Annotated in this window: 32 protein-coding genes; 9 read left to right on the forward strand and 23 right to left on the reverse strand. The window is 64.7% G+C overall.

Features of this window, described 5'->3' with window-relative positions; translation table 11 throughout:
* Positions 1-10: 10 nt before the first annotated feature.
* From OG716_RS27250 to OG716_RS27265, 4 genes are all read right to left on the reverse strand, one after another.
* The gene (locus tag OG716_RS27250) at positions 11-502 is read right to left on the reverse strand and encodes a YbaB/EbfC family nucleoid-associated protein (RefSeq protein ID WP_405133511.1); all 492 of its coding nucleotides are present in this window, start codon (positions 500-502) and stop codon (positions 11-13) included.
* A 10-nt stretch (positions 503-512) separates the two neighbouring features.
* Entirely contained in the window at positions 513-827 is a 315-nt protein-coding gene (locus OG716_RS27255) for a hypothetical protein (protein ID WP_405133512.1), read from the reverse strand.
* 155 nt (positions 828-982) lie between these two features.
* Positions 983-1774, reverse strand: coding sequence for an ESX secretion-associated protein EspG (locus OG716_RS27260; RefSeq protein WP_405133513.1), 792 nt, complete (start codon positions 1772-1774; stop codon positions 983-985).
* Positions 1771-3699: a hypothetical protein gene (locus tag OG716_RS27265; protein WP_405133514.1), complete on the reverse strand. Its 1929-nt coding sequence runs from the start codon at positions 3697-3699 to the stop codon at positions 1771-1773. The genes OG716_RS27260 and OG716_RS27265 overlap by 4 nt, the downstream gene beginning before the upstream one ends.
* 124 nt (positions 3700-3823) lie before the next feature.
* Here OG716_RS27265 and dtd point away from each other — a divergent pair, with 124 nt between their 5' ends.
* Positions 3824-4267: a D-aminoacyl-tRNA deacylase gene (gene dtd / locus OG716_RS27270; RefSeq protein ID WP_405133515.1), complete on the forward strand. Its 444-nt coding sequence runs from the start codon at positions 3824-3826 to the stop codon at positions 4265-4267.
* A gap of 46 nt (positions 4268-4313) precedes the next feature.
* Positions 4314-4913 carry an AAA family ATPase gene (locus tag OG716_RS27275; RefSeq protein ID WP_405133516.1) on the forward strand — a complete coding sequence of 200 codons (600 nt, stop codon included), beginning with the start codon at positions 4314-4316 and terminating at the stop codon, positions 4911-4913.
* A gap of 27 nt (positions 4914-4940) precedes the next feature.
* On the opposite strand, the gene OG716_RS27280 is transcribed toward OG716_RS27275, so the two are convergent.
* Positions 4941-5099: a hypothetical protein gene (locus OG716_RS27280; protein WP_355124415.1), complete on the reverse strand. Its 159-nt coding sequence runs from the start codon at positions 5097-5099 to the stop codon at positions 4941-4943.
* 9 nt (positions 5100-5108) lie between these two features.
* The gene (locus OG716_RS27285; RefSeq protein WP_405133517.1) at positions 5109-6086 is read right to left on the reverse strand and encodes a DUF6585 family protein; all 978 of its coding nucleotides are present in this window, start codon (positions 6084-6086) and stop codon (positions 5109-5111) included.
* A gap of 88 nt (positions 6087-6174) precedes the next feature.
* On the opposite strand from OG716_RS27285, the gene OG716_RS27290 reads away from it, so the two are divergent.
* Positions 6175-6387 (forward strand): hypothetical protein, encoded by a 213-nt coding sequence (locus OG716_RS27290; RefSeq protein WP_405133518.1) that lies wholly within the window; start codon positions 6175-6177, stop codon positions 6385-6387.
* A 34-nt stretch (positions 6388-6421) separates the two neighbouring features.
* Here OG716_RS27290 and map read toward each other — a convergent pair whose 3' ends face one another.
* From map to rpsH, 9 genes are all read right to left on the reverse strand, one after another.
* Positions 6422-7222: a type I methionyl aminopeptidase gene (gene map / locus OG716_RS27295; protein ID WP_355124411.1), complete on the reverse strand. Its 801-nt coding sequence runs from the start codon at positions 7220-7222 to the stop codon at positions 6422-6424.
* Positions 7223-7768 (reverse strand): adenylate kinase, encoded by a 546-nt coding sequence (locus OG716_RS27300; protein ID WP_297616236.1) that lies wholly within the window; start codon positions 7766-7768, stop codon positions 7223-7225.
* Positions 7765-9084 (reverse strand): preprotein translocase subunit SecY, encoded by a 1320-nt coding sequence (gene secY, locus OG716_RS27305; protein ID WP_327143710.1) that lies wholly within the window; start codon positions 9082-9084, stop codon positions 7765-7767. Before secY ends, OG716_RS27300 begins: the two co-directional genes overlap by 4 nt.
* 190 nt (positions 9085-9274) lie before the next feature.
* Positions 9275-9718, reverse strand: coding sequence for a 50S ribosomal protein L15 (gene rplO, locus OG716_RS27310; protein WP_405133519.1), 444 nt, complete (start codon positions 9716-9718; stop codon positions 9275-9277).
* Positions 9719-9720: 2 nt separating this feature from the next.
* Positions 9721-9900, reverse strand: a complete 180-nt coding sequence (rpmD, locus tag OG716_RS27315; RefSeq protein WP_297616246.1) for a 50S ribosomal protein L30 — start codon at positions 9898-9900, stop codon at positions 9721-9723.
* Position 9901: 1 nt separating this feature from the next.
* The gene (rpsE, locus tag OG716_RS27320) at positions 9902-10552 is read right to left on the reverse strand and encodes a 30S ribosomal protein S5 (RefSeq protein ID WP_355124408.1); all 651 of its coding nucleotides are present in this window, start codon (positions 10550-10552) and stop codon (positions 9902-9904) included.
* A gap of 55 nt (positions 10553-10607) precedes the next feature.
* Positions 10608-11015 (reverse strand): 50S ribosomal protein L18, encoded by a 408-nt coding sequence (gene rplR / locus OG716_RS27325; RefSeq protein WP_405133520.1) that lies wholly within the window; start codon positions 11013-11015, stop codon positions 10608-10610.
* A 3-nt stretch (positions 11016-11018) separates the two neighbouring features.
* Positions 11019-11558, reverse strand: a complete 540-nt coding sequence (rplF, locus tag OG716_RS27330) for a 50S ribosomal protein L6 (RefSeq protein WP_355124406.1) — start codon at positions 11556-11558, stop codon at positions 11019-11021.
* A 15-nt stretch (positions 11559-11573) separates the two neighbouring features.
* A complete protein-coding gene (gene rpsH, locus OG716_RS27335; RefSeq protein ID WP_327143707.1) occupies positions 11574-11972 on the reverse strand; it encodes a 30S ribosomal protein S8 in 399 nt (132 codons plus the stop codon).
* Between the two features lie 347 nt (positions 11973-12319).
* Between rpsH and OG716_RS27340 the strand changes: the two genes are divergently transcribed.
* Positions 12320-12895, forward strand: coding sequence for a Uma2 family endonuclease (locus tag OG716_RS27340; RefSeq protein ID WP_405133521.1), 576 nt, complete (start codon positions 12320-12322; stop codon positions 12893-12895).
* Here the strand turns inward: OG716_RS27340 and OG716_RS27345 are convergent.
* From OG716_RS27345 to OG716_RS27355, 3 genes are read right to left on the reverse strand one after another with little or no spacing between them, the layout of a single operon-like run.
* Positions 12811-13683: an FAD-dependent oxidoreductase gene (locus tag OG716_RS27345; RefSeq protein WP_405133522.1), complete on the reverse strand. Its 873-nt coding sequence runs from the start codon at positions 13681-13683 to the stop codon at positions 12811-12813. The two genes, OG716_RS27340 and OG716_RS27345, sit on opposite strands and share 85 nt — an antisense overlap.
* Positions 13684-13738: 55 nt before the next feature.
* Positions 13739-14158: a PIN domain nuclease gene (locus OG716_RS27350; RefSeq protein ID WP_405133523.1), complete on the reverse strand. Its 420-nt coding sequence runs from the start codon at positions 14156-14158 to the stop codon at positions 13739-13741.
* Complete coding sequence (locus OG716_RS27355) at positions 14155-14364, reverse strand: type II toxin-antitoxin system VapB family antitoxin (protein ID WP_405133524.1); 210 nt, start codon at positions 14362-14364, stop codon at positions 14155-14157. Before OG716_RS27355 ends, OG716_RS27350 begins: the two co-directional genes overlap by 4 nt.
* Positions 14365-14435: 71 nt before the next feature.
* Between OG716_RS27355 and OG716_RS27360 the strand changes: the two genes are divergently transcribed.
* Positions 14436-14585, forward strand: coding sequence for a hypothetical protein (locus tag OG716_RS27360; RefSeq protein ID WP_405133525.1), 150 nt, complete (start codon positions 14436-14438; stop codon positions 14583-14585).
* Positions 14586-14683: 98 nt separating this feature from the next.
* Here OG716_RS27360 and OG716_RS27365 read toward each other — a convergent pair whose 3' ends face one another.
* From OG716_RS27365 to rplN, 4 genes are read right to left on the reverse strand one after another with little or no spacing between them, the layout of a single operon-like run.
* Positions 14684-14869 (reverse strand): type Z 30S ribosomal protein S14, encoded by a 186-nt coding sequence (locus tag OG716_RS27365; protein WP_067695781.1) that lies wholly within the window; start codon positions 14867-14869, stop codon positions 14684-14686.
* 2 nt (positions 14870-14871) lie between these two features.
* The gene (gene rplE, locus OG716_RS27370; RefSeq protein ID WP_153808456.1) at positions 14872-15438 is read right to left on the reverse strand and encodes a 50S ribosomal protein L5; all 567 of its coding nucleotides are present in this window, start codon (positions 15436-15438) and stop codon (positions 14872-14874) included.
* 1 nt (position 15439) lies between these two features.
* Positions 15440-15754: a 50S ribosomal protein L24 gene (rplX, locus tag OG716_RS27375; protein WP_327143706.1), complete on the reverse strand. Its 315-nt coding sequence runs from the start codon at positions 15752-15754 to the stop codon at positions 15440-15442.
* A 2-nt stretch (positions 15755-15756) separates the two neighbouring features.
* Positions 15757-16125, reverse strand: a complete 369-nt coding sequence (gene rplN, locus OG716_RS27380; protein WP_297622674.1) for a 50S ribosomal protein L14 — start codon at positions 16123-16125, stop codon at positions 15757-15759.
* A 509-nt stretch (positions 16126-16634) separates the two neighbouring features.
* Here rplN and OG716_RS27385 point away from each other — a divergent pair.
* Both OG716_RS27385 and OG716_RS27390 read left to right on the forward strand, forming a co-directional pair.
* On the forward strand, positions 16635-18689 hold the full coding sequence (locus OG716_RS27385; protein ID WP_405133526.1) for a M13 family metallopeptidase: 2055 nt from the start codon (positions 16635-16637) through the stop codon (positions 18687-18689).
* 34 nt (positions 18690-18723) lie between these two features.
* Positions 18724-20769 (forward strand): M13 family metallopeptidase, encoded by a 2046-nt coding sequence (locus OG716_RS27390; protein WP_405133527.1) that lies wholly within the window; start codon positions 18724-18726, stop codon positions 20767-20769.
* Between the two features lie 26 nt (positions 20770-20795).
* Here the strand turns inward: OG716_RS27390 and OG716_RS27395 are convergent, their stop codons facing one another.
* Complete coding sequence (locus OG716_RS27395; RefSeq protein WP_405133528.1) at positions 20796-21146, reverse strand: MmcQ/YjbR family DNA-binding protein; 351 nt, start codon at positions 21144-21146, stop codon at positions 20796-20798.
* 147 nt (positions 21147-21293) lie between these two features.
* Between OG716_RS27395 and OG716_RS27400 the strand changes: the two genes are divergently transcribed.
* Together OG716_RS27400 and OG716_RS27405 are read left to right on the forward strand one after the other, a co-directional pair.
* Positions 21294-22385 carry an AMP-binding protein gene (locus OG716_RS27400; RefSeq protein WP_405133529.1) on the forward strand — a complete coding sequence of 364 codons (1092 nt, stop codon included), beginning with the start codon at positions 21294-21296 and terminating at the stop codon, positions 22383-22385.
* A 298-nt stretch (positions 22386-22683) separates the two neighbouring features.
* On the forward strand, positions 22684-23913 hold the full coding sequence (locus tag OG716_RS27405; protein ID WP_405133530.1) for a glycosyltransferase family 4 protein: 1230 nt from the start codon (positions 22684-22686) through the stop codon (positions 23911-23913).
* The last annotated feature ends 20 nt before the right edge of the window (positions 23914-23933 follow it).

Here is a 23933-nt window from a genome sequence, read left to right on the forward strand (position 1 = left end):
GGCAGGCCGGTCACCATCCGGAGTCGATCGCCCCGCCGCGCGGGCTCACTCCTGAATCGCCGGAATTCTGTTGCCCTGCAACACGTTCGGCGGAACCCGGCGGAGCGGTGGAGATCACCGGGGGCGGCGGCGCCACCAGCTCGCTGCTCAGATCCGGCATGCCCGGAATCAGATCGGTCAGCTTGGGCAGGCGTTTACGGTTCTGCGACACCGGCGCCATGAGTTCCGCGCTCAGGCGTGCCACCTCGGCGGCGGCCTGCTGGGCGGCCTCGGTGACCGCCTTCGCGATTTCCGGATAGTCGAGATCCTCGATGCCGGAACGGAAACGGGTCTCGATCACGGTGCCTTCCGCGTTCACCGTCACCGTGACCCGCTTGCCGCGCACGGTGGCCGAGGCGGTCAGCGCGGCACGCTGCTGCTGCAGGCGGGTGATGGTGCGCATCTGATCCGCGAAATCCTCGAGGATCGAGTTCAGATCCGCCTTGGCGAATTCGTTTGTCACCGCGGCAGACTCACTCGAGCCCGGCGGCGTTGCCGTGGTCCATATTGGTCAGCTCGGTCACCGCGTCCAACTGGCCCTGCGAGAAATTGCCGAAGGTGCCGGACATATTGTTCGCGCCCTCGAGAATGTTCGTCTTGCTCGTGAGGTAACCGTTGGCGCCGTTCGCGAACTGGTTCCCGAGCGAATCGTCGCCCCACGGCTCCCCACGCGAATCACTGGAGCTCACCAGGGTGTTCACCACCTGCTGGATACCGTCCCGCACCGCAGCCGTCTTCCCCGCCGCGGTGCGCAGCAGGTCCGTGTAGGCCGTCAGCCGGTCAGCCATGAGAACCTCCAGAACTCGGACAGGTGCTGCGGGCATGCCGACCTTTTCAGGCCCCGGCAACCTGACAGTTGCCGGAATATGAACGGAGAGTGCCGATTCGACCCGGAGGCAGAACCTCTTTCGGCACAAAGAGCCGGGGCGGCGCCGACCGCCCCTCAGTGCTCTTCTTCTTCGCCCCGGGCTTCCATATGCCACAGAATCCGGTCGATGGTCCGCTCGATGTGATCGGCGAACCGGCGGGTGGTCACCCCGACCGCCGAGCGCGCCGGGCTGTCCAGGTCGATGAGATAGCGGCCGTCGCCCGGCAGATCACGCCACACCACGGTCGATTCCGCGATGCCGCGCGGACCGTACTTGGAGCGGCCCTGCAGGATCTGCAGGGCGCCGGTCAGCTCCGCGGGCGTGGACAGGAAAGTGAGACTGCGGCTTTCGGTGGTGTCGTCGAAACTGTCGAACGCCGCCGAGCGGGAATTCGCGTACGGATCGGGTTCTGGCGGTTCGGTCACGATCGAGATCTCGGGCAAACGCCCGGCCTCGACCTCGGGCAGCTGGGCGACCAGGAGGCCGGGCAGCTCCTCCGGCTCGCATTCGACCATCGTCACCGCCCCACCGTGATCCACGGTTTCACCCGGCTGCTGCGTGAGAACGCAGGCCCGCCTGCCGCTCCGCACCCCGTGCACCCGCAGGTGCGTTTTCGGATTGTCGATATCGCTGTCCCGCCAGCCATGCATGCCGACAAAGACTTCCGGGCGCGCCACCGTCTCGAAGACGGCGGCGAAACCCGGCTCCAGCCGCTCGTCGAGACCGTCCCCGATCTCCGCGAGCTCACGCAGATAGTCGTCGAGCAGCGGTGTGCGACTGAGGTACAGGAAGGGCGAGGGCATCGCCCCGGACCGGTACCGATTGCACAGCACCTTGAATTCGACGTCGGTGAACTCCCACCTCATGCCTCGACCGCCGGGATGTCGGCCGGCGCCTCACCGATATGGGTCAGGGCACTGAGGAAGTCGACCGGCTGTACTTCCGCATCCGCATCCGCACCCGACGTCACGGAATCGGACAGAACGCCGTCCGAAAGCCCTGCTGTCACACCGAAAACCGGCTGCACCAGGCTGCCGTCAATGCCCGCGCGCGGGAAGAGATTGGTCAGCGAGGGTGTGCCCGTCACCTGTGCCGCGTCGGGCGTCGCCAGCGCGGCACCGGAGGACGTGACGTCGGCGGGCAGTCCCGCGGCGGGGACCGCGGCATCCGGCGCGGACGTCAGGCCCATGAGTTGCGACAACTCGGCCAGCTTGTCGGGCGACTGTTGAATCTGCGCGAGCGCCGCCGTCACCTTGTCCTGGGACACCCCGAGCAACTGCGAGAGCTCGGAGGTATTGCCCGTCTGCAGCGCGGAGTCGAGCTGTGTGAGCAGCGTCGGAAGCTGCTGCATCACGGTCGATCCCGCGCTCGCCAGGGTGCCCAGCAGACTGGTGAGCGTCGAAAGGCCCTGGCCGCTGTCCGAGGTCGAGGTACCGGCGGACACCGGGGTCGCCGCCGCCGGTGTGGTCGCCGCCGGATTCGGGTAGGCGGGAACGGAGGCCTGCGGCTTCGCGGCGTTCGGGTCGGTCGTCGCGGCCGGATTGGCATTCGGGTCGGACGCGAGGCCGGCCGGGAGCTTCGGCGCGGCTACGTTCGACTTCGGCGAGGAGCCGGGTGAAGTTCCCGGGCCCGCACCAGGATTGGCACCGGGATTTGTGCCCGGATCCTTCCCGGGATCTTTCCCCGGGTCCGTGCCTGGATCTTTCCCTGGATCCTTCCCCGGGTCTTTCCCTGGATCCTTGCCCGGGTCTTTCCCCGGATCCTTGCCCGGGTCTTTCCCTGGATCCTTGCCCGGATCGTTCGCTGGAATCATCGCGGGCTTGGCTACCGGAATCGGATTCGACACCACCGGAATCACCGCCGCCGTCGCCTTCAGCGGCTGCAGGTAGTCGCGATCGAAGTAGTGCTGCTCATCGTGCAGTGCCCCGCTCTTATCGCAATTCCACGGCTGCTTGCGCTGCGTCGGCATGGAGAACTTCGTGGAGGACATCCAGGCCGAGGTGTAATGCATGCTCTCGCCCAGCAGCTCCATGGTGTTCCGGAGCGGCTCGACCTGTCCGGCATAGGCCGTGATCGCCGCCTGCGCCTTGTCGAAGCCCCCGCCCGACCAGTCCTTGTTGAGCGACTGCATCTGGTTCCCGAACGTGCCGAGTTTGTCATCCACCCAGCCGGACATCGACTTCCAGAGCTCGCCCGCATTGGAATACGTATCGGGAGCCAGTGACTGCCCCAGATCGTAGAGCTGTTCCCAGCTCATCGAATCCTTGTTCTCCAGGTGAATAGGCACGGATTCCTTGGCGCCCGAATAGTTCTGGAGTCCCTTGGGCAGGCTCTGCTCCTCGTAGGCTCCCGGCGCCGACTTCTGCGGCGCCTTGTAGTCCAGCGCCGCCGGAGTCGTGGGCATCTGGATCTTGTCCAGGTCCGCGGCCTGGAACGCCTCCTTCGAGGCATTGTCCGCCGCCAGGTACGACTTGGACGCCGCCCGGAACGTCTCCGCCATATCCGTCAGGATCGTGATGTGGGCGTCGATCGAATCCAGCAACTCGGTGCCGTGATTGCTGTACGCCGCGGCGAGCAGCGAGCCGGAGGTCAGATCGCCGATCGGATCCATACTGTTGAGCTTGCCGTCGGTGGCCATCTTGCGGAACTTGCGCATGGCGCCCACCATGTCGGCGCACGCCTGAATCGCCTGTGTGGCCGCCTTGGGATTGAAGAGCAGGGGGTCCGCGGACGCCCCCGCCGACGTTCGCAGGCCCGCCCATGCCGTGAGGTCTTTAATGTCAGGTGCCATCGGTAATTACTGCCGCTCCGCCCGTTTCAGCTGTGCCTGCCAGCACACCGTACGTTCGTAAACTACCGATGGCGCGCAAGGAAATTCAACGTCTGAGAAACATCATCTGCGAAGATCTGCAGTCGTGCGAGTACTGGTGCAGCGGGTGAGTTCGGCGCAGGTGACGGTCGACGATGAGGTCGTGGGGCGGATCGATCCGGCCGCACACGGCGCGCCGCAAGGGCTGGTCGCGCTGGTCGGAGTGACGCACGGTGACAGCGGCACCACTGCGAAGGCATTGGCCGACAAACTGTTCCGGCTGCGCATACTCGACGGGGAACGGTCGGCCGCTGATCTGGGTGCGCCGATTCTGGTGATCAGCCAGTTCACGCTCTACGCCGACACCGCCAAGGGGCGGCGGCCCTCATGGAATGCCGCTGCGCCCGGTGCGGTCGCCGAACCGCTGGTCGAGGTCTTCGCGACCACTCTGCGCGAACTGGGAGCCACGGTGGCGACCGGACGCTTCGGGGCGCATATGCATGTGGAGCTGATCAATGACGGGCCCGTGACACTGCTACTCGAGGGCTGAACTGCGCGAACGGCGGCCGCGTCCGGGCGTCGCTAGGGTGGCGGGCATGCTGCTGTGGATCAATGGGCCGTTCGGAGGCGGTAAGACACAGACCGCGCACGAATTGCTGCGGCGACTGCCGGGGAGTGTGGTCTGCGATCCGGAGATGGTGGGGTTCGGACTGCATCGGACCATGCCCAAACAATTGCGGGAGGACTTTCAGAATCTGCCGGCCTGGCGGCAGGGCGTATTCGAGGTGCTGGACATCGTGCTGCGCAAACACATCGGGCCGGTGATCGCGCCCATGACCGTGGTGGAACCGGCCTACTTCGCCGAAACCGTGGGGCGGCTACGCGAAAAGGGCCACGACGTAAGGCATTTCACCCTGCTCGCTGAACGAGAGACCGTGCTGCGAAGATTGCGCGAACGGTCGCTGTTCGGGCTGCGGCACGAGAGCTTCGCGGTGGGGCAGGTGGATCGATGTCTGAACAACCTGCGAGAACCGGAATTCGCCGAGCATATTCACACCGACTCCATCGATATCGTCGACGTGGCCGACCGTATTGCCGCCTCCAGCGGATTGAGTCTGCTGCCCGATGCCGATGGCCCGGTGCGCACGCGGCTGCGGCGGGCGCTGGTCGGGGTCAAGCACATTCGTTTCGGCTGAGTTCATCGGTGCTCAGTTCATCAGTGCTCAATCTCGGGCGGGGGTGATCAGGGCGAGGACCAGGCCGATGATGCCGAGCACGAGAATGACGATCGGCCATATCCAGCTGGTGGTGAGGACCATGGCCAGAATGCCGAGAATCAGGGTGCCGGCGCCCAGCAGCAGGCTCTGGCAATCACGGTTCATCTGTGCGGCCTACTTCGAGAACGAATTCGCCTGGCAGACAGTGCGAATCGATGTGGTTGCCCCGTCCAGATCCTGCGCTTTCAGCCAGTGGAATCCGGAGGAGGTGAATTTGCCCAGCTTATCGCTGTCGGCGCGGACGCCGTCCTGGTCGGCGCCGCGATAGTTCGCCGCCGCATTGCGCAAATCCTTGAGCTGACCGGTCAATTCGGAACGCGCCGCCTGCAGTCTGGACAGCTTTCCGCACAACTCCGCCTGCTGCACCGGCCAGCCGACCATGCAGGCCAGACCGAAGGCTGCCACCGCGGCGACGGCGATCAGCTGATTCATTTGGCGCACCATGCGCCGCCTGCCGAAAACTCTGCCCGCTGACTCCGGCAGGTCCGGGCGAACCTGCCGGAGCAGGTGCCGGAACACCGGGAAGTTGGGAATCTCATCGATGCCCTGGGTGACGCGGGTCTGCGCACCGGCTTCGATGACCGCCTGGCCCTGGTGCACGCGGAAGGCGCGAAGCTCCTGCAGGGCAAGGGTTTTCCGGCCGGCCCCGACCTCGTACGCGGAGATCCACCACGGCCCGAACTGCACCCGATGACCAGCCCATACGGCATCGCTCGCACCGCCGGCCTGCCGCACGGCGACGGCCTCCACCAATTGCGGGCCCCACTCCCCCGGACCCGTGATCGCCTCGGTCACCTTCAGCTCCGCACCACAGGTATCGATGATCCGATACTCGTGCGAGGTGTGCGTGTGGACACCGTTGCGGTGCATGCGAACGATCTTCTGCCGCACCTCGGTCGAGTCGTAGCGTGCTACCCGAACATCCCTGCCGACGATGACGGTGCAGCCGTTCTCGTACAGATCAAGCCGCGCATCGCCTTTCGCCGCGGGATAACCCCTGCGGTGCCTGCCGAGACCATGGACCCGGGCCGTCTCGGTAATGCGCCGCAACCGTTCCGGATCACGGTTCGCGCCGCTGGCATCGCCGGACATGCCCCTCCTCGGTCGATCACATTCGGGCCCAAACTATCCGGCCCGCGTAGCCTCCGCAAAAGGAACAGCACTGTTTCACCACGCGCTAATGAAACTGGTTCGGGTCTGTGCCGACGAGAACGAGGCGAGCAACGGCCTGCGCAACGACAAGTACACCGTTGCGATGGCTCGCACCAGCGATCCGCATTCGGCCAGCGCGCAGTTCGACGGTGACCCAGGCCTTGGCGCCGTCGCCGGTGGGTGCGAGATTGAGCGCCCGGAAATCTGCAGGGGCACAGACGAACGCACCCGCCTCGGCTGAGCCGGGGCGGGTGCGGAAGTGGTTGCGCGGGTGACTACTCCGGGCGGAGGGTCAGGATGCGCGGGCCGTCCTCGGTGACGGCAACCGTGTGTTCCCAGTGGGCGGCGCGGGTGCCGTCGGTGGTGACGACGGTCCAATCGTCGTCCAGGGTCTTGGTTTCCGTGGTGCCGAGGGTGAGCATGGGCTCGATGGCCAGGACCGAACCGACCACGAGTTGCGGGCCCTTACCGGGCGCGCCCTCATTGGGCAGGAACGGATCCATATGCATTTCGCGGCCGATGGCGTGACCGCCATAGCCGTCGACAATGCCGTAGGAGCGACCGTGATCGGCCGCCGCGGCATAGGTGCCGAGCTCGATGGCGTGTGACACATCCGTCAATCGATTGCCGGGAAGCATGACCGCGATGCCCGCTTCCATCGAGAGCTTGGTCGCCTCACTGAGCAGGCGATCGGCCTCGATAATGTTTCCCACACCGAAGGTCCACGCCGAATCTCCGTGCCAGCCTTCGAGAATCGCGCCGCAGTCGATGGAGACCAGATCGCCCTCGGCCAGCACATCGTCCTTGGACGGGATGCCGTGCACGACGCGATCGTTCACCGAGGAGCAGATCGACCCCGGGAAACCGTGATAGCCCTTGAACGAGGGGACGGCTCCGGATTCGCGGATGAGCTGTTCGGCGACCTCGTCCAATTCCAGGGTGGAAACCCCGGGCTTGGCGGCGGCACGCACTGCCACCAGGGCACGGCCGACGATAGCGCCGGCCGCCGCCATGGCGTCCAGTTCACCGGCGGTGCGGAACGGCACCACCTTCTTGTTCTTACGGCCGAAGACCATTCAGCGACCCAGCGCCGCGAGTGCGCGCGTGTTCACGTCTTCGATCTCGCCGACGCCCTCCACCGTGACGACCAGGCCGTCATAGTGATCGAGCAGCGGTTCGGTCTCCTCGCGGTACACGCGCATGCGGTTGCGGATGGTCTCCTCGGTGTCGTCGCCACGGCCGCGGGCCAGCATGCGTTCGACCACGACGTCCTCGGGAACCACAAAGCAGATCACGGCGTCGATCGCCAGGTTCGACTCCTTGAGCATGCGCTCGAGGGCATCGGCCTGATCCACGGTGCGCGGATAGCCGTCCAGCACAAAGCCGTTGGTGGCGTCCGGCTCGGCGATGCGGGCCTCGACCATACGGTTGGTCACATCGCTGGGAACCAGATCGCCCGCGTCCATGTACTTCTGGGCTTCGCGGCCCAGCGGAGTCTGCTGGCTGATGTTCGCGCGGAACAGATCCCCGGTGGAGATGTGCGGTACACCCAGCTTTTCCGACAGTAGAACGGCCTGGGTGCCTTTGCCGGCACCGGGCGGCCCGAGCAGAACAACTCTCACTTGAGGAACCCTTCGTAATTTCGATTCATCAACTGGCTCTCGATCTGTTTCACCGTATCGAGGCCGACGCTCACAATGATCAACACCGCGGTGCCACCGAACGGCAGGCTCTGTACGCCGGTGTTGGTGCCGAGACCCAGCAGCAGGTTCGGCAGTACGGCGACAGCACCGAGGTAGATCGAACCGGGCAGGGTGATCCGGCTGAGGACGTAGTTGAGGTAGTCCGCGGTGGGCTTACCCGGGCGATAGCCGGGGATGAAGCCACCGAACTTCTTCATTTCGTCCGCGCGTTCCTCCGGGTTGAAGGTGATCGCGACATAGAAGTAGGTGAAGAACACGATGAGCGCGAAGTAGATCGCGACGTACACCGGGTTGCTCGGATTGACCAGATACTTCTGGATGAGCTGCTGCCACTCGGCGGGATTGCCCGAATTCTTCTGGGTCAACTGCGCCAACAGGTTCGGCAGATAGAGCAGAGAGGACGCGAAGATCACCGGGATGACACCGGCCTGATTGACCTTCAGCGGCAGATAGGTCGACGAACCGCCGTACATCTTCCGGCCCACCACGCGCTTGGCGTACTGCACCGGAATCCGGCGCTGGCCCTGCTCCACGAAGATGACGCCGACGATCACCACGAGTGCGGCGGCGGCCACCATGGCGGTGACTCCCCAGCCGCGGCCGTCGTAGATCGTCTTGCCCTCGGACGGGATACGAGCGGCGATACCGGCGAAGATCAAGAGCGACATGCCGTTACCGACACCGCGCTCGGTGATCTGCTCGCCGAACCACATGACCAGGGACGCACCGGCGGTCATGACCAGCACGATGATGATCATGCCGAAGACGGAGGTGTCGTCGAGAATGTCCTTGGGGCACCCGCGCAGCAGCTGACCGCGGGAAGCCAGCGCGACCAGACCGGTCGACTGCAGGATCGCCAGCGCGACCGCCAGATAGCGGGTGTACTGGGTCATCTTGTTCTGACCCGATTGGCCTTCTTTTCGCAGTTCCTCGAACCGCGGGATCACAACGGTCAGCAGCTGGATAATGATGCTCGCGGTGATGTACGGCATGATGCCGATCGCGAACACGGAAAGCTGCAGTAGCGCGCCGCCGGAGAAGAGATTGATGAGCTGATAGATGCCGGCGGAATCCCCGCCGTTGACCAGCGCCACACAGTCTTGGACATTTTTGTAACTGACGCCCGGGGAGGGCAGAGACGCACCCAGCCGGTAGAGGGCGATCAGCCCCAGCGTGAAGAGAATCTTCCGCCGTAAGTCCGGGGTCCGGAAAGCCGACACGAAGGCGGAAAGCACAGATCCTCCTGGCGAACGACATAGGTCAGGCCATGGCTACAACGACGGAAACGCCGAATCCCCATGACGGTGTTGGCAGACAACAACTGAACTCTAACAGTGACACCGGACGAGCTCGCGACTCGTCCGGTGTCTCTGCTGTTTCAGGTTACCGTGCCCGTAGCGATTGCTTGCAGGTCGCTCGAGACGATCAGCCCAGTGCGGTGGCGGTGCCACCGGCCGCGGCGATCTTCGCCGTGGCGGAACCGGAGAACTTATCGGCGGAGACCTGAACGGCCACACCGATTTCGCCCTCGCCGAGCACCTTCACGAGCTCGTTCTTGCGAACGAGACCCGAGGCGACGAGCTCGGCCTTGCCGATGGTGCCGCCCTCGGGGAACACGCGGGCGATATCGGACACGTTCACGACCTGGTACTCGGTGCGGAACGGGTTCTTGAAGCCCTTGAGCTTGGGCAGACGCATATGCAGCGGCATCTGTCCACCCTCGAAGCGGACCGGAACATTCTTGCGAGCCTTCGTACCCTTGGTACCGCGGCCCGCGGTCTTACCCTTGGAACCTTCACCGCGACCCAGACGGGTCTTCTCGGTCTTGGAACCGGGGGCAGGACGCAGGTGGTGCAACTTGATGGTCATGCTTAAACCTCCTCAACCTGAACGAGGTGGCGCACGACGTTGATCAGACCACGGTTCTGCGCATTGTCCTCACGGACAACTTCCTGGCGAATGCCACGCAGGCCGAGGGTCCGCAGCGACTCGCGCTGGTTACGCAGGGCGCCAATGGAGCTCTTAGTCTGGGTCACCTTGAGATCTGCCATGTCAGACTCCCTGTCCCGCACGCGCACGCAGCATGCCCGCAGGAGCCACATCCTCGAGAGGCAGACCACGACGAGCGGCCACCTCCTCCGGACGCTGCAGCATCTTGAGAGCAGCAACGGTGGCGTGCACAACGTTGATGGCGTTATCGCTACCGAGCGACTTCGCCAGAATGTCGTGGATGCCAGCGCATTCCAGAACGGCACGCGCCGCGCCACCGGCGATCACACCGGTACCGGGCGAAGCCGGACGCAGCATGACGACACCGGCCGCCGCCTCACCCTGAACCGGGTGGACGATGGTGGAACCGATCATCGGAACGCGGAAGAAGCTCTTGCGAGCCTCCTCGACACCCTTCTGAATGGCCGCGGGAACTTCCTTGGCCTTGCCGTAGCCGACGCCGACCAGACCGTTGCCGTCACCGACGATCACGAGGGCGGTGAAGCTGAAGCGACGACCACCCTTCACGACCTTGGAGACGCGGTTGATCGCGACCACGCGCTCGAGCTGGTTGGTCTTCTCGGCAGGGGCCTGATCGCGGCCACCGCGGCCACGGCCACGGTTGTCGCGGTCATTGCCGCCGGCGTTGGGACCAGCATTGTTGTTTCCGGCGGGACCGTTGTTTCCGCCGTCACGCCGTTGACGTCCCGGCATCAGACGTTCCTTCCGTTCGCGCAGGCGGTGCCTGCAATGTGCGCAGAGTTGATCATCAGAACTTCAGCCCACCTTCACGGGCGGCATCCGCGAGCGCCGCGATACGGCCGTGGTAGTCGTGACCACCACGGTCGAACACGACGGCTTCGATGCCGGCAGCCTTGGCGCGGGCGGCGATGAGCTCGCCGACCTTGGCGCCCTTGGCGGACTTGTCACCCTCGGCGGCACGCACATCGGCTTCGGTGGTCGAGGCGAACGCGATGGTCTTACCCACCGAGTCGTCGATCAGCTGAGCGTGGATGTGGCGCGCAGAACGGTTGACCACCAGGCGCGGGCGCGCGGTGGTTCCTTCGATCTTCTTGCGCAGACGGAAGTGGCGGCGCGTCTTGGAGAGACGACGCGCGGTCGAGGCATCCGTACCGACCGGCTTACGCCGAGCCTTCTGGTTTGCTGTTTGTGCCATTGCTTACTTACCCGTCTTTCCGACCTTGCGGCGAACGACCTCGCCGGCGTAGCGGATGCCCTTGCCCTTGTACGGGTCGGGCTTGCGCAGGCCGTGAATAACCGCTGCGATCTGGCCGACCTTCTGCTTGTCGATGCCCGACACCGAGAACTTGGTGGGAGCCTCGACCGCGAAGGTGATGCCCTCAGGAGCCTCGATCGGGACAGCGTGGCTGTAGCCCAGGGCGAACTCGAGGTTCGAGCCCTTGGCCTGCACGCGGTAACCGACGCCGAAGATTTCCATCTTCTTTTCGTAGCCTGTGGTCACACCGACGATCATGTTGGCGATCAGGGTGCGGGTCAGGCCGTGCAGCGAGCGGTTCTGACGCTCGTCGTTCGGACGAACGACCTCGAGCTCACCGGACTCCGCCTTGGTGACGACGATCGGCTCGGCGACCACGTGCGTCAGGGTGCCCTTCGGGCCCTTGACCGCGACGTTCTGGCCGTCGATGGTGATCTCGACGCCGGCGGGAACGGGAATCGGCTTCTTACCGATACGCGACATTGGTTCCTACCTCCCTTACCAGACGTAGGCGAGGACTTCCCCGCCTACACTCTGCTGCTTGGCCTGACGGTCCGTGAGCAGACCAGCGGACGTGGAGATGATCGCCACGCCGAGGCCGCCGAGCACCTTGGGCAGGTTGGTGGACTTCGCGTACACGCGCAGACCCGGCTTGGAAACGCGACGCACACCCTGAAGGCTGCGCTCACGGCTCGGGCCGTACTTGAGGTCGACGACAAGCGCCTTGCCGACGGTCGCATCTTCGATGCGGTAGTCGGCGATGTAGCCCTCACGCTTGAGGATCTCGGCGATGTTCACCTTGATCTTCGAGTGCGGAGCCTTCACCTGGTCGTGGTACGCCGAATTGGCGTTGCGCAGACGGGTCAAGAAGTCTGCGATTGGGTCAGTCATGGTCATGTGTTTGACCGGTACCTTTCTCGCCGCGGTTCCCATTCAGCACCGTCAGAGATCGGCGGTCGTGGGCCTACGACAATTCGGGGCGGTCCGGTCGAGATCGCTCGACCGGATCATTCGCTTGTGCCTGGAAGCAAGCCACACGCAGACGCATGCGGACATAGAAGTGCCCAGGCAACCGCACAAGTGTAGACAAGGGCAGATCAGCGACCAAATCGGGGTAACCGATCCCACTGCACCAGCTTCGAAGTGGCGACGAGCGGGCCACGTTCAGGAACGGTGAAAAGCATCAGCTGGGTAGGGTGATCCGCATGCCGACCCCGCAGGATGAGCCGGTGCGCCTCGTTTCCGTGGACGAGTTCCTGGAAGGTCAGCCAGGCTCCTTCACCGAGATCCACGATGGCACTCTGACTACTGCGATGGCGCAGTCGCCGGAACACGACCTCGTCATCAGGCGACTGGCAGCGGCAGTCGAATACGCGATCGACCCAGACGGACCCTGTCGTGAGGTGCGCAGCGATACGCCGATGCGCCTTGCCGATGCGGAACTGGTTGATCAGTCTCGCCGCCTTCGAGTCCGATATCCGGATCTGGTCCTGCGCGACTGCGCCGATGGGCCGTACGACGTCCAAAAGATCGCCCAGCAAACACTTCTCGTCGTCGAGGCCACCTCAGCGGACACTGTCGACACGGACATCGGCATCAAGCGGGAACTGTATGCGCGAGAGGGAATCCCGGTCTACCTGATCGTGCATTTCGCCAAGGACTGGCAGCAGATCACCGAGATCGAAGAATGCCGGCTCGATTGGTCCGGGCACCGCTATGTCACACGCCAAACACATTACAACGCACTGGTTCTCACCGAGCCCGTTACCTTGGCAATCACCTTCTCCGACCTGCAGCGCCGTCTGCCCCGACGGGGATAGACGAACAGTAGGCGAAATGATCCCCAACCGGCTCGACGAGGGTGTCGAGATCGTACAGGGAGGCGTCCACATCGATGCGGGCGTAGGAGCCGCGGACGAAGGCGTCCGATGACCATGCCGTGCGCGAAATACGCCGGGGTGCCGGGGCATCGGGGCATCGGGGCATCGGGGCATCGGGGCATCGGGGCATCGGGGCATCGGGGCATCGGGGCATCGGGGCATCGGGGCATCGGGGCATCGGGGCAGAAGATATCGCGCACCACGGTTGTCCAGTAGTCGTGCACCTGCTGGTCAGACCAGGATTCCAGGGCGCGGCCCAGGGATGCTCCCAGCAGCAGGACCAGGATCGGCTTGTCGTGCGACTTCCACATGCCGATGACCACGGTGGGGTGGCCATCGGTCTCGCGACACAGGTAAACGACGACGTATTGCTCTGCGGGCCAGAACCTTTCGGGATAGTGCAGCGCGATCTTGTTGAGGCTGCCGAAGCCCAGCCGGCCCAAGGCCCGCTGTTCGGCCGGCGGCAGGGGCGGGCCGAATACCAGATCGCCGGATTCGAGCACCCCGAGCGGGACAGTGACCAGTACCTTGTCGGCCTCGAAGACGGTGTCGGCGGTACTGACGCGGACTCCGTTGTCGTCCAGCTCCATTCGGCGCACGGGAGCGTTCGGTTCGATGGTCGGATCCGCGGCGAGGGACGCGACCAGCGCTTGATACCCACCGTGCAGCACACCGTCGCCGTAGCCGTAGACCCGATAGCCGTCCTCCCAATACTTGAACGGATGCATCACACAGCGCGTGTCTCGACCTCGGGAACCGAGACCCGCGGGTTGCCCAGGGCGCTCAGGAAATCGAACCTGGAGCCGAGATCCATTGGACTGCTTGACCAGTCACCTTTGCGACCGTTTCGAAATCATGGTCGTAGTGCAGGATTGTCAGGCTGTTCACCTCGGCGGTCACCGCGACGAGGAGATCGACGACGCCTGCGCTGCGGTGCTGACCGCGCTCGGTGAGGGACTGCTGGATTCGGTGAGTACGAACCCAGGCGTCGTCCGGCACGACGACCCACCCGAACAGTTCGGTAAGGAGTTCTTTCTTGCGGAGACGATCAGCCAATGAGGTTGCGCTGAAGAGGAATTCGAGTTCGACGACATCACAGACGGCCACGACGCCGGCAGTGATCGGCTCCTGCCACGCCTTACGGACCGATGAGTTGGTGAGCAGGCGCGCTATGGCTGACGTATCGATGAGGTACTCGATCATGGGCGGTAGTTGCCCTTCTCCAAAAGGATGTCGAAGTCACCTCGCTCCCCCATGTCGGCTAGCTCGGCGAGTGCTTTGGCCCGCTTGATCCGCTTCGCGACCTCGATGAGAGCAGCGTTCACGGTGTCCTTCTTGGTAGACGTGCCGAGCAGTCGCTGCGCCTCAGCGAGCGCTTCGTCGTCGACCTCGATCAGCAGCTTGGACATCGAGCCTCCGTACATATATGGAATATATGATCTATATATACAGAATAGCACCGGGTTGCCATCATCTACGCATGACAAGAACGATCAGCGAGGGAGAGCCGCACCGGGATATGACCGTTGCCGAATTGAAGGCTCGCGTTATTGGCATCGGCCACGACACCAGCGCGGAGGAGCGGGCTGAAATCGATGCCGGTTTCGGTGAAGACCGAATCGATGAGTGAACCTCACCGAGCAGAAGCGATAGCCGCAGGCCCCCTTCCGAATTGCTTCGGGAGGGGGCCTGCGGGTCTAGAACGGGTCAGTCCTTGGGGAGCTCAGCTCACCAGGAGGACTTGTGCACGCCCGGGAGTTCGCCGCGGTGGGCCATCTCACGGAGGCAGATGCGGCAGAGGCCGAACTTGCGGTAGACGGCGTGCGGGCGGCCGCAGCGCTGGCAGCGGGTGTAGGCGCGCACCGCGAACTTCGGCTTGGCGTTGGCCTTGTTGACGAGGGCTTTCTTGGCCATTCTCAGTTCTCCTTGAACGGGAAGCCGAGGTGCTTGAGCAGGGCGCGGCCTTCTTCGTTATTGGTCGCGGTCGTCACCACGGTGATGTCCATACCACGCGGACGGTCGATGCGGTCCACGTCGATCTCGTGGAACATCGACTGCTCGCTCAGGCCGAACGTGTAGTTGCCGTTGCCGTCGAACTGCTTCGGCGAAAGGCCGCGGAAGTCGCGGATACGGGGCAGCGCGATGGAGATCAGGCGGTCCAGGAACTCCCACATGCGGTCGCCACGAAGGGTGACCTTCGCGCCGATCGGCATGCCCTCACGCAGCTTGAACTGCGCGATGGACTTCGTGGCCTTCCGGATTTCCGGCTTCTGGCCCGTGATCAGGGTCAGGTCCGCGACGGCGCCGTTGATCAGCTTCGCGTCACGGGCGGCGTCGCCGACACCCATGTTCACGACGACCTTGACGACGCCCGGGATCTGCATCACGTTGGCGTAGTTGAACTCGCTGTTGAGCGCGTCCTTGATCTCGGCGCGGTAGCGCGCCTTGAGGCGCGGCTGCACCTTGTTCTCAGTAGAAGTCATCTCAGATGTCCTTCCCGTTGCGACGGGAGATACGAACCCGCTTGCCGTTGTCATCGGTGCGGAAGCCGACGCGGGTCGGCTTGCCGTCCGAGTCCACAACCATCACGTTGGAGGCCTGGATCGGCGCTTCCTGGGTCACGATGCCGCCGGAGCTGGCGCCACGCTGGTTCGCGGAGTTCGCGACGTGCTTCTTGATCCGGTTCACGCCTTCGACGAGGACCTTGCCGGTCGCGGGGTAGGCCTGAATGACCTTGCCCTTGGCGCCCTTGTCCTTGCCCGAAACGACGATCACGGTGTCGCCCTTGTGCACCTTCATGGCTAGAGCACCTCCGGGGCCAGCGAAACGATCTTCATGAACTTCTTCTCGCGCAGCTCACGGCCGACCGGGCCGAAGATGCGGGTGCCGCGCGGATCGTGATCCGGCTTGATCAGCACCGCGGCGTTCTCGTCGAAACGGATGTACGAACCATCCGGGCGACGACGCTCCTTGGTGGTGCGAACGACGACGGCCTTGACGACCTCGCCCTTCTTGACGTTGCCACCGGGGATGGCGTCCTTCACGGTGGCGACGATGATGTCGCCGATACCGGCATAGCGACGCGACGAACCACCGAGCACGCGGATGCAAAGGATTTCCTTGGCACCCGTGTTGTCGGCGACGCGCAGTCGCGACTCTTGCTGAATCACTTCAGCTCCTCCTAGACCTGGACGAAATACACGCCGGATTGCCGACCCGGACGCGCATGGTCAGTTAGCCACCGAAACGCGCGCCTGCCTGCGGTTTTGCTCGATCGAGATCGGGCAACCACAGGGGGTTCGCGGCCGGATTGCGGGCATAGCTCCCGCGGGCAACCGGTCAAGTGTAGCCAAACCCCAGGTGGGGCCCAAACCGGGGCTGTATTTTCTGCCTCCGCTTCGCTCCGGCGGGTGCTGTGTTCAATTTCTGCCTCCGCTTCGCTCCGGCGGGTGCTGTGTTCAATTTGCCCTCCGCTTCGCTCCGGGCGGGTCGTGGCCCTGTTACCCGGGTCTTCCCTCCTCCGCTCCTCCGCTTCGCTCCCCCGCTCCGTCAGTCCAGACCCGGGCGGGCCACGACCTTGGAGTGGATGTTGTTTCAGGTATTGCTCAGGACGGTCCACTAGCGTCGGAGCGAGCATTGTTCGAGCAATCGTCCGACCATCCGGTAGAGGAGATTCGCGTTGACGTCCGAGCGCCCCTTCGCTCTCGATCGCCGTAAGTTCCTGATCGCGCTGGGGGTGTTGCCCGCCACCGCGCTGCTGCCCGCCTGTTCCGATTCGGAAGCCGCGAATTCGGGCACGTCCGCGCCGCTGACCGGACCGGATATGGCGGGTTCGGATCCGGCCATGAGGCCGCAGGACGATCTGTACCGGTTCATGAACGGCACGTGGCTGCGCGAATATCAACTGCCGCCGGACAAGACGCAGTTCGGAACCTTCGACGAGGTCGCGGACCGGATCGAAGGGCAGCTGCGGGAGATCATCGAGGGCATTCACAATCCGGCGTCCGGGACCGATGCGCAGAAGATCCGCGATCTCTACGACGCGCGACTCGACGACACCGATATCGAGCGGCTCGGTATGACCCCGCTGGACGATCTGTTCGCGAAGATCGATGCGGCGGCGACCAAGGCCGATCTGGCGCACGTCATGGGCTCGCTACCCGGGGTCGGGCTCATCGGGCTCGGCGTGAGCGTGGATCCCAAGAACTCCAATGCCTATCTGCCCGAGGTGGATCAGGCCGGTACCGGGCTGGATCAGCAGTACTACCTGAAGCCCGAGAATGCCGAAAAGCTCGGCGCCTACCGGAAATTCATGGAGCAGATCGCCGCCGGCGCGGGCTTCGCGGATCCGGCGGCGCTGGCCGATCGGGTAGTGGCGCTGGAGGGCCGGATCGCGGCGGGGCAGTGGGACAATGTGAAGCTGCGCGATACCGACGCCACCTACAATCTGCGCAGCTGGGCCGAAATGACCGCGCTGGCACCGGAATTCGACTGGGAACCGTGGTTGGCGGGCAGTACCGACCGGCCCCGCGACCTGTTCGCGAACCTCAATGTCGGGCAGCCGTCGTTCATTACCGCCGCCGGGCAGCTGTGGCAGCAGGTCGATATCGCCGGCTGGCGCGAATATCTGAAGCTGGGGCTGGTGCGCGCGTTCGCGGCGAATCTGCCCAAGGCCGTTGCCGATCCGAATTTCGATTTCTTCGGCAAGGTGATGAGCGGTATGCAGCAGCGGCCGGACCGGTGGAAGTCCGCGGTGTCGACGGTGAGCGGCAGTCTGGGCGATCCGCTGGGAAAGCTGTACGTGGACAAACACTTTCCGCCGGAGGCCAAGCAGCGCGCGCTGGCCATGGTGGACGATCTGCGGGCCGCGTACAAGGACAACTTCACGAACTCCAGCTGGATGTCGCCCCCGACCCGGGCCGCGGCCATCGCCAAACTGGAGAAGATCACCGCGAAGATCGGTTATCCGGACAAGTGGGAGGACTACTCCTCGGTCACGATCACCCGGGGCAAGCTGATCCAATCCCTGCGCGCCGTGGACGAATACGGGTCGAAGCGCATGTTCGGACGGCTGGGGACGCCTGTGGACAAATCCGAATGGGGCATGTCGCCGCAGACGGTGAATGCCTACTACAACGCCAGCGGCAATGAGATCGTCTTCCCTGCCGCCTTCCTGCAGCCGCCCTTCTTCGACAAGGATGCGCAGCCGGCGGTGAATTATGGTGCGGGCGGGGCGGTTATCGGCCACGAGATCGGCCACGGCTTCGATGATCAGGGCGCAAAGTACGACGGCGACGGGAATCTGCACGACTGGTGGACGCCGGAGGACAAGGCGGCGTTCGAGGCCAAGACCAAGGCGCTCATCGCGCAGTACAACGCGCTGGTGCCGGAGGGGCTGCCCGCGGACAAGCATGTGAACGGCGAGCTGACCGTCGGTGAGAATCTGGCGGATCTGCGCGGGCTGGAGATCTCGCTGTCCGCGTACCGTCTGCTCGAAAAGCGGGGCGGCACGGATACTCCCGACTTCAAGCCGATGTTCGAATCGTGGGGACGGACCTGGCGCACCAAGCAGACAGATGAATCGACCGAGACGCAGATCGCCGGTGATCCGCACTCCCCCGCGGAGTTCCGGTGCAATCAGGTGGTGCGCAATCTCGCCGATTTCTACGCCACGTACGGGGTGCGGGAGAGCGATAAGGCGTTCCTGCCGCCGGATCAGCGTGTAAGTCTCTAGTCGAGAACAACCCACCGAAAGATAGAGGGAACACGTGACATCGGGTCCGGTCCGGTTCGATCGACGAGCATTCCTGGTCGCGCTGGGGCTGGCGCCCGCGGCGGTAGCGCTCGTGTCGTGCAGCAGTGATACGGCGAACAAGACGCCGAGCGCGCCGCTCACCGGCCCCGATATGTCCGGCTCGGATGCGGCGGTGCGGCCGCAGGACGATCTCTACCGGTTCATCAACGGCAAGTGGCTGCAGGACTATCAGCTGCCGCCGGACAAGGTTTCGTTCGGCACCTTCAATGAGGTGAACGATCGGGTGCAGCAGCAGCTGCGCGAGATCATCGACGGCATCAAGGATCCGAAGGCCGGTTCCGAGGCCGAGCAGATCCGCGATCTGTACGACGCGCGGGTGGATTTGGATCAGATCGAGAAGCTCGGCATGACACCGCTGGCCGATCTCTTCGACCAGATCGACAAGGCGGCGGGCAAACCGGAATTGGCCAAGGTGATGGGCGCGCTGCCGATCGGCGGGCTCATCGGGATCGGCGTCACCATCGACCGCAAGAATTCGACGGCGTATGTGGCATCGGTCAGCCAGTCCGGGATCGGGCTGCCGGAGCAGTACTTCCGCAAACCGGAGTTCGCGACGAAGGTCGCCGGATACCGCACCTATCTGGAGAAGGTCGCGGCCGCCGCGGGTTTCGCCGATCCAGGCGGGATGGCCGGGCGGGTAATGGATCTGGAGACCAGGATCGCCGCGGGTTTCTGGGACAGCGTGAAGATGCGCAATTCCGATGCCACCTACAACAAGATGGCGTGGAGCGAGATGGTCGCGCTCGCACCGCAATTCGATTGGGATCCGTGGCTGGCGGGCTCCACCGGTCGGTCGAAGTCGCTGTTCGACACCGTGATCGTCGCACAGCCGTCGTATCTGACGCATGCCGGAGGGCTCTGGCACGATGTGGACCTCGGCATCTGGCGCGAGTATCTGAAGCTGTATCTGGTCCGCACCTTCGCGCTGTATCTGCCGCAGGCCATTGTCGACATCAACTTCGACTTCTTCGGCCGGGTGATGCAGGGGCAGTCGCAGCGGCGGCAGCTGTGGGAGTACGGCGTCGCCATCGTGGACGGCAATCTCGGCGAACAGCTCGGAAAACTGTACGTGGACAAGCATTTTCCGCCCGAGGCCAAGAAGCAGGCGCTGGCCATGGTGGACGATCTGCGGGCCGCCTACAAGGACAATTTCATGAACTCGACGTGGATGTCGCCCCCGACCCGCGATCTCGCCGTGGCCAAGCTCGCGAAGATGGGCGTCAAGATCGGCTACCCCGACAAGTGGGACGACTACTCCGGACTGAAGATCACGCGCGGCAAGCTCATCGAATCATTGCGCGCCGTCGGCGCTTTCGACAACAAGCGGGCCTTCGATCGGCTGGGCACACCGGTCGACAAATCCGAGTGGGGCATGACCCCGCAGACGGTCAATGCCTCGTATACGCCTGTCAACAATGAGATCTCGTTCCCCGCTGCTTTCCTGCAACCGCCGTTCTTCGACCTCGCGGCCGAGGCCGCCGTGAACTACGGTGCGGGCGGCGCGGTCATCGGGCACGAGATCGGGCACGGCTTCGACGATCAGGGGTCCAAGTACGACGCCGACGGCAATCTGAAGGATTGGTGGCCGCCGGCGGACCGGGCGGCCTTCGAGGCGCGCACCCGGAAGCTGGTCGATCAGTACAACGCGCTGGTGCCGGCCGGGCTGACACCCGATCAGCATGTGAACGGCGAACTCACCCTCGGTGAGAATGTGGCCGACAACCGCGGACTGCAGATGGCCCTGGCGGCCTACCGTATTTCCCAGCAGCGCAACAAGATCGACAAGGTGGATTACACGCCCATGTTCGAGGCGTGGGGCCGTAATTGGCGGGAGAAGTCCACCAAAGAGGCCTCCGAGAACCGCCTGGAGGACGTGCACTCCCCCGGTGAGTGCCGGGCCAATCAGGTCGTGCGCAATCAGGCGGAGTACTACGCCACCTTCGGCGTGAAAGAGGGCGACAAGCTCTTCCTGCCGGAGGATCAGCGCGTCAGCTTCTGACGGCGGGAACCGAAAACGATTGCGGTTCAGGCCGGGTCGGCGAAATGCTGGTCCACCAGCTGCGCCGGCGCGGCCAGCCGCCAGGAGTCCGCCACGATGGCCTCCAGTTCCGCGAGGTCATCGAGGGCGTGCAGCCGCACCCGCACCCACGCGCTGTACGCCTCGTGCCCGGCCACCCAGAATTTGTCCGGTTCGGCCAATACCAGCTCGTCCCGATCGGCCATCGGGCAGCGCACCGCCATCGACGTCTCCGCCTCGGGCAGGGTCAGGAACAGTTTCCCGGCCACCCGGAACGTGGGCATCCCCCACTCGAACAGCTCCCGCACCTGTGGCAGTGCGAGCACCGCCGCCCGAACCTCATCCGCACTCACCGTCATGCCCGCGATCTTCCCAGCCGAGTACGACAGACCGGCCACGGGCGGGCGCCGGAAGCTGTTGCCGGTTCGATCCCGGAAGGGGCGGTCTATCGCAATCCTGGTCGATTAGGTTAGGGTTGCATAAGTACGCGTTCGGGAGATTGAGCAATGGAGCGTTTGGTGCCGGAGAGCATGTCCACCGTCGAGCGTCTTCGGCTGGTGGACGAATGGGCCAACGGAGTCGACCTGTACGACGTGCCGTCCGTGGAGAGCCTGATCGAATACGGGCGTCGAGTGCCGGTATTGCGGACGGCCGTGCGCTACGGCGGGCACATCCTCACCTATGCCGAACTCTTCGATCGCCTGGACGGCGGCGTCATCGGCTCCGCCGGACCCTCGCTGGACGGCCTGGCCCGGCTGCTCTGCGAAATCGCCGCCGCCGCGAACAATGACTCCACCCTCATGCTCGGTGATTCGGGCATCGGCCTGACGGCCGAGGCGCTGGCCGCCGCCGCGGACGATCGCCGCGCCGTGGTCGCCGCGCACCGCGAATGCCGCGTCGATCGCGCCTTCGGTTCCGCCGACGTCCGTCTGTTCGCCACCCGCTGGGACTGCGCCGACGCCGCGGTGGAACTGCTCGCCGCGCTCGCCGACGGTGCGACCCTGGTGCTGGCCACCGAGGCGCAGCGCCGGGCCCCGGCGGCGCTGGCCGAACTCATCGCCACCTGCGCGGCGACCCATGTGGTCGCCGATGCGCGCACACTGACCAGGCTGGCGGATCTGCCCGCGCCCGCGCTGCCGACGGTGCGGCGCTGGGATGTCACCGGAACCGACTGCCCGGTAATACTTTCCGGTCTGCTGCGCGCCCTCGCCGCGGGTTCGGTGGCCGGATTCGCCTATACCGCACCCGAATACGCCGGTGTCGCCGCGCGTGGGCCGCTCGACGGCTCGGGCCGGGTCCGGCCGATTCCGGGCGCTCGCGTGCTGGTGCTGGACTCGGCGCTGCGACCGGTCGCGCCGGGTACGTCCGGCGCGATCTATCTCGGCGGCGCGGCGCTGGCGGCCGAATCCGCAATGGGATTCGTCGCCGACCCGTTTGTCCCCGGCGGTCGCCTGACCCGCACCGATGCCCGCGGCCGCTGGACGGCCGACGGCTGGCTGGTCCTCGACCCGGCCGAATCTCTCGATATGACGGTCGCTTCCACCGTGGCAGATCGGATAATTCCGGTCACGGACGACGAAGTCGACTACGCGGCCTGAACTTTGCGCGAATAGACAACGGAACATCGCGATCTGCCCTGAACGGGTGATCTCCGGCGATATCGTGGAACTCACCCAGTGGCCACCGGGTGCGAGGAAGCGCCCGGGTGCCATCGAACTTGGTTCTCACCGTTCCCGACGGTGACGTCCCCCTCAACGGTGTTGGAGTCGTCCACGCCGAATCCGCATGCGGTGCTGCCGAGTCGAGCGCACCGGACGGTATTCCCCCGGCCATGGTCGCCAGGTCGACGCCCGAATAACCCCGGGCGCCGATGGTTGTGTTCCGGAAGGAGTGGCTATGAGCGCCACATTCGAATCAGCACCGAACCCGCGTGAACGACTTCGCATCGCGATGGTGGTCCCCCCGTATTTCGATATTCCGCCCAAGGCGTACGGCGGCGTCGAGTCCGTGGTCGCGGATCTGGTGGACGCCCTCGTCGAGCGCGGTCACCACGTCACGCTGCTCGGCGCGGGCGAGAACGGGACCAAGGGTCGGCTGCTGCCGCTGTGGGATCGGATACAAGCCGACCGGTTGGGTGATCCGTTTCCGGAAGTCCTGCACGCCTTGAAGGTTCGGCGCGCGCTGGAACGATTGGCGGTGACCGACGGCCTGGATCTGGTGCACGATCACACCTTCGCCGGACCGCTCAATATGCCGGTGTACCGGGACCTCGGACTGCCGATGGTGGTCACCGTGCACGGTCCGGTGAACGGCGATCCGTACACCTACTACAGCGAACTGGGCGGTGATGCGCATCTGGTGGCCATCAGTGATCGGCAGCGCTCGCTCGCTCCGGACCTGAATTGGGTTGGCCGCGTACACAATGCGGTGCGTGTGGAAGATTGGCCCTATCAGCCGGAGAAAGAGGACTACGCTCTCTTCCTGGGTCGGTTCACCGAGGAAAAGGCGCCGCATCTGGCGTTGGAGGCGGCGCATGCCGCCGATATTCCGCTGGTACTCGCCGGAAAGTGTGCGGAACCGCCCGAACTGCGCTATTTCGACAGTGCGGTGAAGCCATTGCTGACCGAGCGCGATCACATGTTCGGTATGGCCGATGCCGCCGCCAAACGCAGACTGCTCGCGGGGGCGCGCGCTCTGCTGTTCCCGGTGCTCTGGGAGGAACCGTTCGGCATGGTGATGATCGAGGCGATGGTCTGCGGCACCCCCGTGGTGGCGCTGCGCGGCGGCGCTGTCGCCGAGGTGATCGTCGACGGTGTCACCGGCCGCATCTGCGACGATCCGTCCGAATTGGCCACGGCCATCAAGGAAGTCCAGACCTACGATCCGCTGACCATGCGTGATCACGTGATCGCCCACTTCGGTTCGGACACGCTCGGCCGCGGCTACGAGGACATCTACCGCCGGGTCGTCGGGGCACACAAACCGCAGCGCAGCGGACGCGCCGCGACGCCGCACGGCTGGTCCGCCAATGCCGCACATCAATCGCTGCCGGCTCCCGCACGCGGCGCCGGCACCGGTCCGGGACGCGCGGCGCCGAACAAGGTGAGCCGCACCGCTATTACCTGAAAGCCCATATGAGGAAGGGT

This window comes from Nocardia sp. NBC_01388, from assembly GCF_045040085.1.
Classification (GTDB): Bacteria; Actinomycetota; Actinomycetes; order Mycobacteriales; family Mycobacteriaceae; genus Nocardia.

What these genes read in the sequence shown, in the direction of transcription:
- map (WP_355124411.1), bottom strand. Translation starts at nt 7,222, where the DNA reads ATGGTCTTCGGCCGTAAGAACAAGAAGGTGGTGCCGTTCCGCACCGCC.
- rplO (WP_405133519.1), bottom strand. Translation starts at nt 9,718, where the DNA reads ATGACCATCAAGTTGCACCACCTGCGTCCTGCCCCCGGTTCCAAGACC.
- OG716_RS27355 (WP_405133524.1), bottom strand. Translation starts at nt 14,364, where the DNA reads ATGTCCAAGCTGCTGATCGAGGTCGACGACGAAGCGCTCGCTGAGGCG.
- rpsE (WP_355124408.1), bottom strand. Translation starts at nt 10,552, where the DNA reads ATGCCGGGACGTCAACGGCGTGACGGCGGAAACAACGGTCCCGCCGGA.
- OG716_RS27345 (WP_405133522.1), bottom strand. Translation starts at nt 13,683, where the DNA reads ATGCATCCGTTCAAGTATTGGGAGGACGGCTATCGGGTCTACGGCTAC.
- OG716_RS27260 (WP_405133513.1), bottom strand. Translation starts at nt 1,774, where the DNA reads ATGAGGTGGGAGTTCACCGACGTCGAATTCAAGGTGCTGTGCAATCGG.
- OG716_RS27285 (WP_405133517.1), bottom strand. Translation starts at nt 6,086, where the DNA reads ATGTCCGGCGATGCCAGCGGCGCGAACCGTGATCCGGAACGGTTGCGG.
- OG716_RS27350 (WP_405133523.1), bottom strand. Translation starts at nt 14,158, where the DNA reads ATGATCGAGTACCTCATCGATACGTCAGCCATAGCGCGCCTGCTCACC.
- OG716_RS27265 (WP_405133514.1), bottom strand. Translation starts at nt 3,699, where the DNA reads ATGGCACCTGACATTAAAGACCTCACGGCATGGGCGGGCCTGCGAACG.
- OG716_RS27290 (WP_405133518.1), top strand. Translation starts at nt 6,175, where the DNA reads ATGAAACTGGTTCGGGTCTGTGCCGACGAGAACGAGGCGAGCAACGGC.
- OG716_RS27405 (WP_405133530.1), top strand. Translation starts at nt 22,684, where the DNA reads ATGAGCGCCACATTCGAATCAGCACCGAACCCGCGTGAACGACTTCGC.
- OG716_RS27275 (WP_405133516.1), top strand. Translation starts at nt 4,314, where the DNA reads ATGCTGCTGTGGATCAATGGGCCGTTCGGAGGCGGTAAGACACAGACC.
- OG716_RS27280 (WP_355124415.1), bottom strand. Translation starts at nt 5,099, where the DNA reads ATGAACCGTGATTGCCAGAGCCTGCTGCTGGGCGCCGGCACCCTGATT.
- rpmD (WP_297616246.1), bottom strand. Translation starts at nt 9,900, where the DNA reads ATGGCAGATCTCAAGGTGACCCAGACTAAGAGCTCCATTGGCGCCCTG.
- OG716_RS27360 (WP_405133525.1), top strand. Translation starts at nt 14,436, where the DNA reads ATGACAAGAACGATCAGCGAGGGAGAGCCGCACCGGGATATGACCGTT.
- rpsH (WP_327143707.1), bottom strand. Translation starts at nt 11,972, where the DNA reads ATGACCATGACTGACCCAATCGCAGACTTCTTGACCCGTCTGCGCAAC.
- rplF (WP_355124406.1), bottom strand. Translation starts at nt 11,558, where the DNA reads ATGTCGCGTATCGGTAAGAAGCCGATTCCCGTTCCCGCCGGCGTCGAG.
- OG716_RS27400 (WP_405133529.1), top strand. Translation starts at nt 21,294, where the DNA reads ATGGAGCGTTTGGTGCCGGAGAGCATGTCCACCGTCGAGCGTCTTCGG.
- rplR (WP_405133520.1), bottom strand. Translation starts at nt 11,015, where the DNA reads ATGGCACAAACAGCAAACCAGAAGGCTCGGCGTAAGCCGGTCGGTACG.
- OG716_RS27365 (WP_067695781.1), bottom strand. Translation starts at nt 14,869, where the DNA reads ATGGCCAAGAAAGCCCTCGTCAACAAGGCCAACGCCAAGCCGAAGTTC.
- OG716_RS27255 (WP_405133512.1), bottom strand. Translation starts at nt 827, where the DNA reads ATGGCTGACCGGCTGACGGCCTACACGGACCTGCTGCGCACCGCGGCG.
- OG716_RS27395 (WP_405133528.1), bottom strand. Translation starts at nt 21,146, where the DNA reads ATGACGGTGAGTGCGGATGAGGTTCGGGCGGCGGTGCTCGCACTGCCA.
- rplE (WP_153808456.1), bottom strand. Translation starts at nt 15,438, where the DNA reads ATGACTTCTACTGAGAACAAGGTGCAGCCGCGCCTCAAGGCGCGCTAC.
- rplX (WP_327143706.1), bottom strand. Translation starts at nt 15,754, where the DNA reads ATGAAGGTGCACAAGGGCGACACCGTGATCGTCGTTTCGGGCAAGGAC.